Source organism: Mesorhizobium sp. M0854 (genome assembly GCF_040319815.1).
In the GTDB taxonomy this organism is placed as follows: Bacteria; Pseudomonadota; Alphaproteobacteria; order Rhizobiales; family Rhizobiaceae; genus Mesorhizobium.
This window is the reverse complement of the sequence record NZ_JAMYOL010000006.1, coordinates 37963-51619: the sequence shown is the minus strand read 5'-3', so window position 1 is coordinate 51619 and position 13657 is coordinate 37963. Positions and strand designations below refer to the sequence as shown.

The window sequence follows — 13657 nt, the reverse complement described above, 5'->3', positions numbered from 1 at the left end:
GTTTCGACCTGGTCACCGTTGAGGGCGAGGGAGGAGAGCGTCAAATGGCGATCACAGGTAAGGCAGGCAGCACCTTGTCCAAGGTGATGGGAAATTCACGCACTCGCACGCCGGCCGCGTTGTAAACGGCGTTGGCGACAGCAGCCCCCGCACCGCACACGCCGAGCTCGCCGAGACCCTTTGCGCCAAGCGGGTTGGCCTTGTCGTCGTCTTCCTCGAGGAAGGCGACCTCCATATCGGGGACATCGCCATTGACCGGCACATGATACTCGGCAAGATCGTGATTGACGAAGTGGCCGTAGCGCGGGTCGAGCACCGTCTGCTCCATCAGCGCTGCACCGATCCCCCAGGTCATGCCGCCGATGATTTGCGAGCGCGCGGTCTTGGCGTTGAGGATACGGCCCGCGCCGATCACAGCCAGCATCCGGCGCATGCGGATTTCACCGGTATCGCAATCGACAGCGACCTCTGCGAAATGCGCGCCATAGGAATGCTGCGAATAGGTCTTGTATGACTGGGTGGTGGCGCCCGCGGCTACGGAGCCTTCGGCTTCGAGCCCGTCGGGAGAGATCCCTCGGATAAGATCGGCCAGGCTCGCCGATCGCTGGCCGACCCTGACCTCGCCGTCGGCAAAGCTTGCCTCGGTGGCGTTCGCGCCGCGCAACGGCGAGGCTTCGTTCGACTGCGCCGCCTCCAGGATCTGTTTCTTGAGGATGTTGCACGCATCATGCAAGGCCGAACCCGCGCTTGCTGCGCCCCAGGATCCGCCGGAGCCGGCGGTACGCGGGAAGCGGCTGTCGCCGAGCTCCACCTTGACGGACGAGATCGGCAGGCCGAGGCTCTCGGCGGCAATCTGAGTCAGGATCGTATAGGTGCCGGTCCCAATATCGGTCATGTCGAGCCGCGCCGTCACCCGACCGTCCCGGTCGATCGCAACCCGCGCCGTCGCCGCGCCGATATAGTTCGGACGGATCGCCGCCGCCATGCCGTGGCCGATAAGCTTGCGGCCCTCCCGAGTTCGGCCCGGTGTCGGGTTTCTCCGCTCCCAGCCGAAACGGCGGGCGCCTTCCTCCATGCAGGCGACGAGATTGCGGGTGGAGAACGGCACGCCGCGCTCGGGATCCTGTGCCGGTTCGTTGCGGATCCTGAGTTCGATCGGGTCCAGACCGGCGCGCTCGGCGAGCTCATCCATGGCGCATTCGAAAGCCAGCATGCCGGGCGCTTCGCCGGGCGAGCGCATCCATTCGCCGCGGTTGATGTCCAGCGGAACCAGGCGATGGCGGGTGAGACGGTTCGGCGCCGCGTAGAGCGAGCGCGCAAAAACTGCCGTTTGTTCGCAGTACTCCTCGAAGCTGGACGTTGCCGACCAGACATCGTGCGCGATCCCGGTGAGCCGCCCGTCAGTGTCCGCGCCGAGACGTACCTGTTGGACCATCTCTGCGCGATGACCGGCATTGGCGAACATCTGTTGTCGCGTCAGCGCGATCTTCACGGGGCGCTGCAGCACCTGCGCTGCAAGTGCGGCCAGGATCGTGTCGGCATGGGCAATCAGCTTGGAGCCGAAGCCTCCGCCGATGAAGGGGCTGACGATGCGCACTCGCTCGAGCGGGATGCGAAGCGTGCTGGCGACCCCGGCCCGGAAGTTCGCGAGGGTCTGCGCCGATGTTCGGATCGTCAGCTCGTTGCCTGACCAGGCAGCAAGCGTCGCATGCGGCTCCATCGGATTGTGATGTTCGAAGGGGGTCCCGTAAGTGGAATCGATCTTGATCGGCGCCGTCGCAAAGGCGCGCTCGAAGTCGCCGACCACGCTGTCGGTCTCGAAGCCGGCATTGGTCCGCTTTGGCGCGTAGGCGTCGGCGATATGTCCCGGTAGATCGTAGAGGCCCGGCTCCTCGTCGTAGCGTACTCTGATGAGGCCCGCAGCAGCGCGCGCCGCCTCGAACGTCTCCGCAACGACCAGCGCGACCGGCTCGTCGTAATACCGTACCTGATCGCTGTTGAGCGCGGGCCGGGGGCGCGCGAAGACCTCCGGCACCGTTGGCGTGACCGTTGGGCCGAAATCCGGCTGGGCCGGCGCATTCCGGTGCGTCATGACGAGCAGCACTGCCGGCGCCCGTTCGGCTTCGGCCGTGTCGATCTCGGCGATGCGGCCCTTGGCGACGGAGGCGCCGAGAATGTAGCCATAGGCTGTACCATCCAGCTCATTCTCGTAAGCGTATGTGGCGCCGCCCGTCACTTTGAGCGGACCGTCGATGCGGTCGATCGGCCGCCCGATGATGCCAGCATCGGCACGAGGTTTCACCCTTGAATGGGTGGCGGAGCCGGGCAGTCCGGGTATGGTCTCGTTCATAAGTCACCTAAAGATTTTTCATCTGGAGTTCGGAGGCATCGAGGCCGCGACGACGCGCTTCCTCGCACCTTCATGTTCGTCGCGCGGCGGCCGGAGCTCACGCGGCGATCTCGCCGAAATACTCGCGAAACTCGACCAGCCTCCCTGTTGGGCCGGCTCGCATGAAGATCGCATGCAGGCCAGTGTAGGGCGCGCCACCGATTGTCCCGCTCCCGCGATCGCAGACGATGACCCAGTCGGCGGCGAAGAGCTTGAGATCGACGGTCGATTTCGTGATCCTGTTCCCCTGCGCTTGATGCGCGGCGGTCCAGGCTGCGAGTGCCCGTTTGCCCTCTGGCGGTCCGTGTCGGCCTCGTTGCTCGCCGACAGGGAATTGGAAGGTCATCGTCTCATCGCAACAGTCAAGGAATGCCGTCCAGTCGCCAGAGGCCCAGCCGGCAAAGAAGGCGTCTACCGCGGCCTCGAGCCCGTGACGAGCTCCCGGATCGGATGTGGCGCCCCAGGCTGTGGCGGCAGAGACGAGAAGGCCGCCACCCGCGGCGGCAACGGCGCGTCGCGTGAGTTTCATATCGATCTCCTGCTCGGCGCCGGCATCTGGGAACAGCGGTTCGGGGTCGTCGTCACTGTCATCGCATCGCCTCATGCAGTCTCGGCGGCAGCAGCCAGCGTGTGCCGTATCGTCCGTTTCGCCAGCGGGATCTTGAAACCATTGGCGCCATGACCGACGGCTCCGGCGAGCGCGGCTTCGGCCGCGTCGCTAAAGGCACCGTCGGATGCCGCCGCGCCTGCCAGCGCGCGCTCCGCCTCCGTCGCGCGCCAGGGTTTCGCTGCCACGCCGCCCATGGCGATCCGAGTGCTTCGGATACGGTCGCCGCTTTTCTCGACGATTGCTGCCACCGACACCAGCGCGAAGGCGTAGGAAGCACGGTCGCGCACCTTGCGGTAAACCTGTCGGCCGGGTGGCGGCGGCGGCAGGGCAACCGCGACGACTATTTCGCCGTGGCCGAGCACGGTCTCCACCTGGGGCGTCGCCTCGGGCAACCGATGGAAATCGCCGATCGGGATCGTGCGGGTCTCGCCGCCGGGCGAGACGGTCTCAATCCTGGCGTCGAGCCCGGACATGGCGACCGCCATGTCGGAGGGATGGACCGCAATGCAGGCTTCGCTCGCGCCGAGTACGGCGTGCATGCGATTGAAGCCCTGAAGTGCCGCGCAGCCCGAACCCGGCTGGCGCTTGTTGCAGGGCATGTTGCGGTCGTAGAAATAGGGACAGCGCGTGCGCTGCAGGAGATTGCCGCTGGTCGAGGCCTTGTTGCGTATCTGTCCGGACGCTCCCGCCAGCAGCGCTTGCGTGAGCATCGGATAGCGCGACCTTACCCGCGGGTCGGCGGCAAGATCGCTATTGCGGACCTGGGCACCGATCCGAAGTCCGCCTTCCGCCGTCTCCTCGATCCGATCAAGCGGCAGCCGGCTGATGTCGACGAGATGCGCTGGGCGCTCGATCTCGAGCTTCATCAGGTCGAGCAGGTTGGTGCCGCCGCTGATGAACTTGGCGTCCGGCCGGGCCGCAACCGCGGCCGCCGCCTGCTCAGCACTCGCCGCACGTTCATAAGTGAAGGACTGCATTGCTCATGCCTCCTCTGCCGCGTCGCGGATTGCAGCGACAATGTTCGGATAGGCGGCGCAACGGCAGATGTTGCCGCTCATCCGCTCGCGGATCTCGGCATCGGTGAGAGCGACGGAAGCCGCTGCCACGTCGGCGCTCGCATGGCTTGGCCAGCCGGCCCGCGCCTCGCCCAGCATGCCAACCGTCGAGCAGATCTGGCCTGGCGTACAGTAGCCGCACTGGAAACCGTCGCGGGCGACGAAGGCGGCCTGGACCGGATGCAGCCGGTCACCCTCGGCAAGGCCCTCGATAGTGGTGATCTCGTCGCCTTCATGCATTGCGGCAAGCGTCAGGCAGGAATTGATCCGGCGCCCATCGACGAGCACCGTGCATGCGCCGCACTGGCCGTGGTCGCAGCCCTTCTTCGAGCCGGTGAGGCCGAGATGGTTGCGCAGGGCGTCGAGCAGCGTCGTCCGCGGGTCGAGCTCGACGGCAAGATCCTTCGCGTTGATCCGTAACGACATCGTCATCGTCGGTAGCGGCGAGGACGATTCAGCCGCCGTGACGGTCTCGGCCGGCTCGGCGTCAACCGGTAGTCCGGTAGCCAGCAGCACCCCAGTCGCAACACCGCCTTCCAATACCATCCGACGCGTCGGCCCGCTCCTGTTGTCCGTTTTGGCCATGCATGATCTCCCAGCCGCAATGAGGCGCAGACGGCAACTTGACCCGAGCGAACCCTCGGGTTCTGTCACCCAACGACACTGGAGGTGGGAGTGCGGGCGGCGGCTTTCTTTCAAGAAACCGGCGGCACTATCAGGATTCTGGAGAAGAATTCACCCGATAGGCACGAGGCGTCATGCCCCTCAGACGTCGGAAGGTCGTGGTGAAGTGGCTCTGGCTTGAGAAGCCGAGCCGAAAGGCAATGACACCGATCGACAAACCCGTTTCGCGCAGCAGCGCCTCCGCTCGCCGCACCCGTTCCTCGATCACATAGGCGTAGGGTGCAAGGCCGGTCGTCGCCTTGAAGCGACGCGCAAAACTGTCGACGGCCATGCCCGCGGCGGCTGCCAGCTCGCTTAGCGAAATGTCGGAATTCATATGCGCATCGATGTAATCCCGAACGCGACCAAGCGCCCGGCGGCTGAGACAGCCGTGACGTACAAACCGCGGTTGCTCCCCGCTCAGGTTGGCCACGCGGAGACTGACGAGGGCGACCAGATGCTCGACATAGGCAGTGTCTGGCTTGTGGCCGAGTGCCATCTCGTCACGAAGCGAACTCAGCAGCGTGGCGACGACCGCGTCTTTCTTGTTTACCAGTATAGGCAAGTTCCTCAGGCGTTCGCATCCGGGAAGCCCGATATCGGGATCGATCCACAGGGCTGAATAGGAGAGGTTTACATCGCGATAGAAGCCCTGTCGTTCCGCGCCTGCCGGGACGAAGGTGAGGGCTCCGGGACGGTCCATTCCGTCGTAAAGGGATCGTGCCTCGTGCCGGATGGATGTATGGGACGTGCCGCCTTCTTCGGTCAGCACGATCAGATGATGAGGGGCTGTCCAGCGGAGCTCCGCCTCCCGGCACGCCCACCGCCGGTTGTCGAAGACGATCGAGGAGCTGACCCATGACGCGGTTTGCAGGGGCTCCGACTTCTCGTCCTGGCTCCGAACCCGTCCGTCACCAAGCAACGGTCTGAATGACATCGCGGTATCCCGCTGGTTCACTCGCCGAGCCGTGGGCAACCCCGGCTCCGAGCGTTGGGCGCCGCCCCGCCGCTACGCGTACGGCCGTCCATATGGGACAGGCAACGGGCGTTTTTAACCGTGCCGTGTTCAAGAAATCGTGAGATCAGGCAAATCCGGAGCGCCTCCCGGAAAAGCCGATCATCCGCGCTCGGGAAACATCGCCTTCAGGCCTTCGCGCGAGGCCGTAGCGACGCCGCGTTCGGTGATCAAACCGGTGACCAGCCGCGCCGGCGTCACGTCGAAGGCCGGATTGGCCGCCGGCGTGGCTTCCGGCGACACGCGGACCTGGGCGATCTCGCCGGAAGCGGTCTTGCCCCAGACCAGCGAGACCTCGTCGGGCGAGCGCTGTTCGATCGGGATGTCGGCCAGCCCGTCGCCCACGGTCCAGTCGATCGTCGGCGACGGCAGCGCGACATAGAACGGCACATCGTTGTCGGCGGCGGCCAGCGCCTTGAGATAGGTACCGATCTTGTTGCAGACATCGCCGTCGGCGGTGGTCCTGTCGGTGCCGACGACGACCATGTCGATCTGGCCGCGCTGCATCAGATGGCCGCCGGCATTGTCGACGATCAGCGTATGCGGCACGCCGTGGCCGGCCATCTCCCAGGCGGTCAATTGGGCACCCTGGTTGCGGGGTCGCGTTTCGTCGACATAGACATGGACTGGAATGCCGGCTTCCGTCGCCAGATAGATCGGCGCGGTGGCGGTGCCGTAGTCGACGGTGGCCAGCCAGCCGGCGTTGCAGTGGGTCAGGATATTGACCGGCTCGCCCGGCTGCTTGCGCGCCGCGATCGTCTTGATGATTTCGAGCCCATGGGCGCCGATGGCGCGGTTGAGGCCGACATCCTCGTCGGCGATCTCGCCGGCACGCCGATAGGCAGCCGCGGCACGTTCTGCCAGGGGAAGCGTCAGCAGGAAGCGCTGCATTTCGTTCAGCGCCCAGCGCAAATTGATCGCCGTCGGGCGCGTTTCGTGCAAGGTTGCCCAGACGGCGTCGAGTGCTGCATCCGACGGATCGTCGGCCATCTGCATGGCGACGCCATAGGCCGCGGTGACGCCGATCAGCGGCGCCCCGCGAACCCACATGTCGCGGATTGCCGTGGCGATGCCGGCGACGGTATCGATCTTCTCGATACGGAAATCATGCGGCAGCCAGCGCTGGTCGATGATCTCCACCGAACGCCCGTCGTCACTCGGCCAGATGGTGCGGTAGTGGCGGTCGCCGACGTTCAAATCCTGCTCTCCCGTTCGATCAGCGCGGCCAACCGGTTGACCTCGTCGATGCTGTGGATCTGGCGCCGGTTGACGGCGAGATGACGGCCGAATTTCAGCGCCTTTGCCTCACATCTGGCGCGCAGATCCGGATCGGCAATGGTCTCGAAATCGGCATTGTGGGCAAGGCCGAGAATTCGCCGGTGAACCTCGACGCCGGCAAAGCCGAGCAGATCGGTCCAGATCGAATGCAGCATGTGGTCTAGCGCCTGCTCGGCGCCAAGCCTGTCGCCCTGATCTTCGAACAGGCTCTTCTGGTAGAGCATGCCGGTACGCTCGGTTCGCCACAGATGCGAGAACTCGGCGCGAAACACCGACCATGTCTCGACCGTAACGCCGATCAGATAGTCACGCATGGCGTCGCGGCTTCCGTCCTGTTCATGGCCGCGCTGCGAGAAGAACGCCATCCAGAAGTTGGCGAGCAGCATGCCGACGTCGAAGGCGATCGGCCCGTAGAAGGCGAATTCGGGGTCGATCATCCTCGTTTCGGTGTCGGTGACCATGATCGAGCCGGAATGCAGGTCGCCATGCAGCAGCGTCTCGGCATTGGCAGCGAAGATGTGCTTCATGCGCTGCGCCTCGACCTTGAGGTCGCGGTCGGCGCGTAGCTCGGCGACAATGCCGTCGAGCTGCGGGCTGGTGTGCCGGTTCATCTTGGCGTCGAAGTACGGATCCGAGAAAACCAGGTTCTCGGTGATGTCGCAGAGTTCGACATTGTCGGCGAACAGCGCCAGATCGGCCTTGCGGTCCTTGGTCGCCATATGCAGGTCGGAGCCGCGAAACAACGTGCGGGCCATGAACAAGCCGATGTCTGTCGCGATGTTGGGCAATTGCCGGCCTTCGATCAGCGCCCGCCGCAGGATAATGTGCGGCGACAGATACTCCATGATGATCAGCGCCTGGCCTTCGTCGAAGTGATAGATATAGGGCACCGAACCCGGCGCCCGCGCCTGTTGCCGCGTCAGCGCATGGTATTCGAAGAAGGAGCGTTTTAGCGGCAGCGGCCAGCTGTCGCCGACCAGCCGGACGTAGGGCAGGGCCTGCTTGACGACGGCCGCACCCTCAGCACCCTCGACGATGAACACCAGGTTCAGATTGCCGTCGCCGACTTCACGAACCTTCCACTGGCTCGTATCCTTGCCGATCTGCGAACACAGGGCCTCGTTGGCACCGAGACGGCCCGCCAGTGTCTCGACCGACAGTGCTTCGAACGGCGATTTCCCAGTCATCCTCACCTCCCGCTCATGTGCTCCGATGATAGCGGAGCCAACGCGGTCGGGCCAAGCTAGGAAGCCTGCTGGCAATTGTCAATCGTGTTGACAATTGCCGATATAGCCCATAGCGTCATGGTCAGGGAGGAACGAATGGGCAATGATGCCGTGTTCCGCGTCGACGGCCTGAGGAAATCCTTTGGGCATATCGAGGTGCTTGGCGGCGTCTCGCTCGAATTGCATGCCGGCGAAGTGACCGTGCTGATGGGCGCCAACGGCGCCGGCAAATCCACCCTCGTCAAGATCATCAGTGGCGTCTACGACCATGGCGGCGGCTCGATGTCGCTTGCCGGTCATGAGTTCGACCCGAAAACGCCGGCGGAGGCGATCCGCGCCGGCGTCGTTACCGTCCACCAGAACATCAATGACGGTGTCGTCGCCGACCTCGACGTCGCCACCAACCTTACCCTCGACAGGCTGAGCGGCAGCGGCGTGCCGACGCTGTTCAATCCGGGCCGGGTGCGTCGCGAGGCAAAGGCGGTGGCCGACCGCATGGGACTGGCCATCGACCTCAAGGCCCGGATCAGCGATCTCTCTCTGGCCGACCGCCAGATGGTGGCGATCGCCCGCGCCATGGCGCACCGGCCGAAAGTGCTGATCCTCGACGAGCCGACCTCCTCGCTGTCCAGCGCCGAAGCCGACCGGCTGTTCGCGCTGCTCGACCGGCTTCGCCAGCAACGCGTGGCCATCCTCTACATCTCGCACCGTATGTCGGATATCAGACGGCTTGCCGATCGCATCATTTCGATGCGCGATGGGGTTATCTCAGGTATCTTCGACAAGAAGCCGCTGGATTACGAAGGTGCGGTCAACGCCATGCTCGGCCGCAAGATCCAGCTCGAGCGGATCGTCGCCAGGAATTCGGCCAAAGCAATTTTCACTGCCGACGCGCTGCGGATTGCTGAAGGCGCCAGGCCGATCTCGCTGACCCTCGGCGATGGCGAGGTCGTTGCCATCACCGGCCTTGTCGGTGTCGGCAAGACCGTGCTCGCCGAGACGCTGTTCGGCCTGCGCCAGCCGCTGGCCGGGACCATGGTGCTGAACGGGAAACCTTATGCTCCGGCATCGACCGGCGAAGCGATTGCCGCCGGTGTGTTTCTCGTCGCCAAGGACCGAGGCGAAAACGGCATCGTCGGCGACTTCAACATCCAGGAGAATATCAGCCTGCCGTTCCACAGCCGCATGTCGCGTCTCGGTGTTCTCAAACGCCGTATCGAACGCGCCATTGCCCGCCAGCAGATCCAGGAGCTCGGCATCGTCTGCCGCTCGGAGAGGGACGAGATGGCGTCGCTTTCCGGCGGCAATCAGCAAAAGGTGATGGTCGCCCGCTGGATGTCGCAGGCGGCAAGGCTTTTCATCCTCGACGAGCCCTTTCAGGGCGTCGACATTTCGGCTAGGCGCGACATCGCCGCCAAGCTGCGGGCCAGCGCCCACGGCCGCGCGACGCTGCTGTTCGTCACCGAACTCGACGAAGCCCTGGAGACGGCCGATCGCATCCTGGTGATGTCGGAGCAGACGATCGTCGGCGAGCACCGCAATACCGATGTCGATCTCGAGCGTCTGCTGGCCGAAGTGGCGGGCGGGCCGCTGCACAGCGCAGCCTGACGGCGGGATGACGATGAGAATTGGAATGGAGAGGGCATGAATTCGGGTTGGATAAAGACGGTGCCGGCGTGCGGGAGCGCTGAATGATCCTGCGCGACAATGCTATTCGCTACGGCTTCATCGTTCTGTTGTTCGGGCTGATCGCCTATTTCGCCGTCGCTGCCGATGGTTTCGTCTCGCCGCAAAGTGCTGTCTTCATCTTCCAGTCGGTCGCCATCACCGGCGTTCTGGCGCTCGGTGTCACCGCCACGCTGGTCGTCGGCGGCTTCGACCTGTCGATCGGCTCTGTCGCCACCAGCGCCATGATGGCGGCTGCCTATGTCATGGTGGTGCTGGGGCAGAACGCCGTCGTGGCGGTCGTCGTCTGTCTTGTGATCGGCGCCGTCGTCGGCCTGATCAATGGCTGGCTGATCGTCTATATGCGGGTTCCGGACCTTTTGGCGACGCTCGGCATGATGTTCCTGCTTGTCGGCCTGCAGCGCATCCCGACCGAAGGCCGTTCGATCGCCACCGGCATGACCATGCCCGACGGCTCGGTCGCCAACGGCAGCTTCGGCGCCGCGTTCCTGGCGCTTGGCCGCCATCGCTTCGATTTCTTCATCCCGAACCTCATTCCGGTGTCGGTCGTCGTTCTGCTCGTGCTGGCGGTGCTGATCTGGTTCTTTCTCGAATACACGCGTTTCGGGCGCATGATGTATGCGGTCGGCAGCAACGAACGCGCCGCAGAACTCGCCGGCGCGCCTGTCAAGGCATACAAAATCTGGGCCTACGTTATTTCGGGAGTTTTTGCCTCGATCGGCGGCATTTTGCTCGCTGCCCGGCTTGGACGCGGCGACATCGCCTCGGGTAATAATCTGTTGCTCGACGCGGTGGCTGCGGCACTCATCGGTTACGCGGTTCTCGGCGCCGCCAAGCCGAACGCCTTCGGCACGGCTGTCGGCGCGGTGTTTGTCGGCGTGCTGCTGCAGGGCCTGACGATGATGAACGCGCCTTACTACACGCAGGATTTCGTCAAGGGCGTGGTTCTCGTGGTCGCCCTTGTCTTTACCTTCGCCCTTTCCGGCAGGGGCAGGAGATAGGGTTCGACCGGGTCACATTTTGGGTTCAACAAGTGGAGGAAACGACGTGAACATCACAAGAAGGCTTTTGGGGAAGGCAGCGCTCGGGCTTGCCGGCGCAACATTGCTGATGCAGTTGCCGGCGATGGCGCAGGACAGGCCGGCGCCGTTCGACAAGCCGGGTGCCGTCAAGATAGCGCTGGTCCGCTATCTCTCGACCGGCGACTTCTTCCAGGCCTATCTTTCCGGCGTCGAGGCGCAGGCCAAGGCGCTCGGCGTCGACCTGCGCGTGCTCGACAGCCGCCAGGACGCAGCCCTTCAGGCGGACATGGTCGACCAGGCCATCGCGCTCGGCGTCCAAGGCATCATCATCCAGCACGGCCTGACGGAATCGATGAAGGACGCCGCCCAGCGCGCGGTCGACGCCGGCATCAAGGTCGTCGCCTTCGACGTCAATGTCGAAAACCCCAAGATCCCGCAGATCGAACAGTCCGACCGCGACCTCGCCCGCCTGGCGCTCGAACAGGCGGTCAAGGACAATGGCGAGAGCTGGAAGGCCGGCTATGTCTATGTCGCCGGCATCGCCCCACTCGACCGCCGCAACGAGACCTGGGTCGAATTCAAGAAGAAATATTCGGGCATCGATGAAGTTGCCATGTTCGGCACGCTCGACAACCCGATCGCCAATTCGGTCGCCAACCAGGCCCGTTCGGTGCTATCGGCCCATCCCGACATCAAGGTGATGTTCGCGCCCTATGACGAATTCGCCAAAGGTGTGAAGATCGCCGTCGACGAGGCCGGGCTGAACAAGGACATCAAGATCTATTCCGCCGACATCTCGACCTCGGATATCGCCGCGATGCGCGAGCCGGACAGCGCCTGGGCGGCAACCGCCGCCACCAACCCGGCCGTCGTCGGCCAGGTCTCGGTGCGTGCGCTGGCGCAGCTCTTGGCCGGCGAGGATCCCGGCCACAACGTCATCGTGCCGCCGACGCTGATCACCCAGAAGGACCTGCTCGACAAGGACATCAAGAACATGGAGGACCTCTCGGCCAAGCTGCCGCAATTCGCCCATGCCGATGTCGCGATGCCGACCTGGATGCCGAACCCGAACGCGAAGTGACTTTCGGCACGAGCAAAACAATAGCCGTCTGCAGCAGCTTGTTGCAGGCGGCCTTTTGTCGAAGATGTCTGGCGTGCCGGACCGCCGAATTGCAATTGTCGCAGCCGCCGGCTTTGCGGGCCGATTGGACAATCGAAACCCAGGATTGACGGGTACATGGAGATGCGGGCGGTAGAGGAAAGTCTTACCGGCGCCGTCGCCGGAACATGTTTTCGATGCTTGAAGGCCACCACGGGCGTTGTGGTGTTGGGTGGATCGAGCGGCCGTGTTGACGTCGGTCGCGCGCGGCTCTTTGCAAATGCGGGTGCATCGGCCTTGGCTCTGCAGTGGTTTGGCGGTGAAGGCCAGGTTCCCGGAATATGTGAGCTTCCCCTGGAAACGTTCTTTGCGGCAACCGATTATCTCATTGAAACAGGATGCCGTCGTATCGTCTATGTGGGCACGTCTAAGGGTGCCGAGGCGTCATTGCTTGCCGCCGTCCATGACCAGCGAATTGATGCGGTGGTCGCGATTAGCCCGTCATCCGTAGTTTGGGGAAATGTCGGTGCGGGCCGCGATGGTGTCAGCTGGCCTGAACGATCCTCATGGTCGCTCGACGGCATCGCGCTGCCGTTTGTGCCGACAGATCCAGATTGGACACCAGAGTATGTCGATGGCCAGGTGTCCTACAGGGGGCTTTTCGAAAGTTGTTTGAAAACGTTCAAGCGGGAAGCGAATGCGGCGACCATCCCTGTTGAGACCGCATCGGCCGAGCTTCTGCTCGTCGCCGGTGGCGGCGATGCACTGTGGCCTTCCCTATCGTTCGCCCGAGATATTGTTGGGCGGCGCGGCGAAGCAGGCAAGGTCACGCATCTCATTTCGTCGCCGGATGCCGGTCACCGCATTCTCTTGCCAGGCGAGAACACACCACGCTCGACTTTGCATGCACACGGAGGCAATGACGAGGCCGATTCAAAGCTGGGCCGAAAGGCTTGGGAAGGCATCCGAGAACTACTTTAGCAAAATTCTCAAATGCGCACCTGTCTCGGCTACTCGTTGAACAGATCGGAATGTGAGCCGGTGCGAGCAAGCTGTAGCTCGTCACCGGCAACACGATAGATCAAGAGCCAGTCCGGTTCTATGTGAGCGTCACGAAAGCCTTTCCAATCGCCTTTCAGCGAGTGGCCCTTATAGCTCGCCGGTAGCTCATCTCCGGCGAGCAGAAGGCCTAGCAGTTCGCGCAATTTACCAAGGTCTTTGCCGCGCTTCTCCGCACGTTTCACGTCCCGGCGGAATTGCCCGGAGCGAACGGGCGTCAGCACGTCAGATGCCCAGATCCTTGAACAACTCATCGGCCGAGGCGAAGCGCTTGCCCTTGCCACGCTCCAATTCCGTCATCGCCTTCCGAGTGGTTGCGTTCGGCACTTTCACCGGAAAGGGAAACTCCTTGTCGGCGGCGACGCGGACCAGCAGCAGGCGGATGGCGTCGGAAACGGACAATCCCATTGCCGCCAAGGCCTCCGTTGCCTGATCCTTTGTCGCCGTATCGATCCGAGCGCGGACCACGGTATCCGTTGCCATGTTGTGACTCCTTAAGAGAGCCACAATGTAGCTACAAAATACCAATTACGCAAGTGTGATCCCCGATCGCGC

Annotated in this window: 13 protein-coding genes; 4 read left to right on the top strand and 9 right to left on the bottom strand. The window is 63.7% G+C overall.

All coding sequences use genetic code 11. The features are described from left to right. Window positions 1–40: 40 nt before the first annotated feature. From NKH99_RS12380 to mtnK, 7 genes are all read right to left on the bottom strand, one after another. A complete protein-coding gene (locus NKH99_RS12380) occupies window positions 41–2350 on the bottom strand; it encodes a xanthine dehydrogenase family protein molybdopterin-binding subunit (protein WP_352542230.1) in 2310 nt (769 codons plus the stop codon). Window positions 2351–2447: 97 nt separating this feature from the next. After that, complete coding sequence (locus NKH99_RS12375; RefSeq protein WP_352503006.1) at window positions 2448–2918, bottom strand: nuclear transport factor 2 family protein; 471 nt, start codon at window positions 2916–2918, stop codon at window positions 2448–2450. A gap of 71 nt (window positions 2919–2989) precedes the next feature. Next, window positions 2990–3976: an FAD binding domain-containing protein gene (locus tag NKH99_RS12370; protein WP_353014239.1), complete on the bottom strand. Its 987-nt coding sequence runs from the start codon at window positions 3974–3976 to the stop codon at window positions 2990–2992. Between the two features lie 3 nt (window positions 3977–3979). Continuing rightward, window positions 3980–4639 (bottom strand): 2Fe-2S iron-sulfur cluster-binding protein, encoded by a 660-nt coding sequence (locus NKH99_RS12365; protein WP_353014237.1) that lies wholly within the window; start codon window positions 4637–4639, stop codon window positions 3980–3982. A 130-nt stretch (window positions 4640–4769) separates the two neighbouring features. Beyond that, window positions 4770–5654, bottom strand: coding sequence for a helix-turn-helix domain-containing protein (locus tag NKH99_RS12360; RefSeq protein WP_353014380.1), 885 nt, complete (start codon window positions 5652–5654; stop codon window positions 4770–4772). A gap of 180 nt (window positions 5655–5834) precedes the next feature. Next, window positions 5835–6929 (bottom strand): S-methyl-5-thioribose-1-phosphate isomerase, encoded by a 1095-nt coding sequence (gene mtnA / locus NKH99_RS12355; RefSeq protein ID WP_353014235.1) that lies wholly within the window; start codon window positions 6927–6929, stop codon window positions 5835–5837. After that, window positions 6926–8197, bottom strand: coding sequence for an S-methyl-5-thioribose kinase (mtnK, locus tag NKH99_RS12350; RefSeq protein WP_352472279.1), 1272 nt, complete (start codon window positions 8195–8197; stop codon window positions 6926–6928). The genes mtnA and mtnK overlap by 4 nt, the downstream gene beginning before the upstream one ends. A 135-nt stretch (window positions 8198–8332) precedes the next feature. Here mtnK and NKH99_RS12345 point away from each other — a divergent pair, with 135 nt between their 5' ends. The 4 genes from NKH99_RS12345 (at window position 8333) to NKH99_RS12330 (ending at window position 13024) form a co-directional block, all read left to right on the top strand. Next, window positions 8333–9844, top strand: coding sequence for a sugar ABC transporter ATP-binding protein (locus NKH99_RS12345; RefSeq protein ID WP_353014233.1), 1512 nt, complete (start codon window positions 8333–8335; stop codon window positions 9842–9844). Window positions 9845–9927: 83 nt separating this feature from the next. Beyond that, window positions 9928–10923, top strand: coding sequence for an ABC transporter permease (locus NKH99_RS12340; RefSeq protein ID WP_023676003.1), 996 nt, complete (start codon window positions 9928–9930; stop codon window positions 10921–10923). A gap of 46 nt (window positions 10924–10969) precedes the next feature. Beyond that, on the top strand, window positions 10970–12025 hold the full coding sequence (locus NKH99_RS12335; RefSeq protein WP_352615090.1) for a substrate-binding domain-containing protein: 1056 nt from the start codon (window positions 10970–10972) through the stop codon (window positions 12023–12025). Between the two features lie 156 nt (window positions 12026–12181). Continuing rightward, window positions 12182–13024: an acyl-CoA thioester hydrolase/BAAT C-terminal domain-containing protein gene (locus tag NKH99_RS12330; RefSeq protein WP_353014230.1), complete on the top strand. Its 843-nt coding sequence runs from the start codon at window positions 12182–12184 to the stop codon at window positions 13022–13024. Window positions 13025–13053: 29 nt separating this feature from the next. On the opposite strand, the gene NKH99_RS12325 is transcribed toward NKH99_RS12330, so the two are convergent. Both NKH99_RS12325 and NKH99_RS12320 read right to left on the bottom strand, forming a co-directional pair. Then, window positions 13054–13356 (bottom strand): type II toxin-antitoxin system YafQ family toxin, encoded by a 303-nt coding sequence (locus NKH99_RS12325; protein ID WP_353014228.1) that lies wholly within the window; start codon window positions 13354–13356, stop codon window positions 13054–13056. Further along, on the bottom strand, window positions 13328–13585 hold the full coding sequence (locus NKH99_RS12320) for a type II toxin-antitoxin system RelB/DinJ family antitoxin (RefSeq protein WP_352970973.1): 258 nt from the start codon (window positions 13583–13585) through the stop codon (window positions 13328–13330). The genes NKH99_RS12325 and NKH99_RS12320 overlap by 29 nt, the downstream gene beginning before the upstream one ends. Between the last annotated feature and the right edge of the window lie 72 nt (window positions 13586–13657).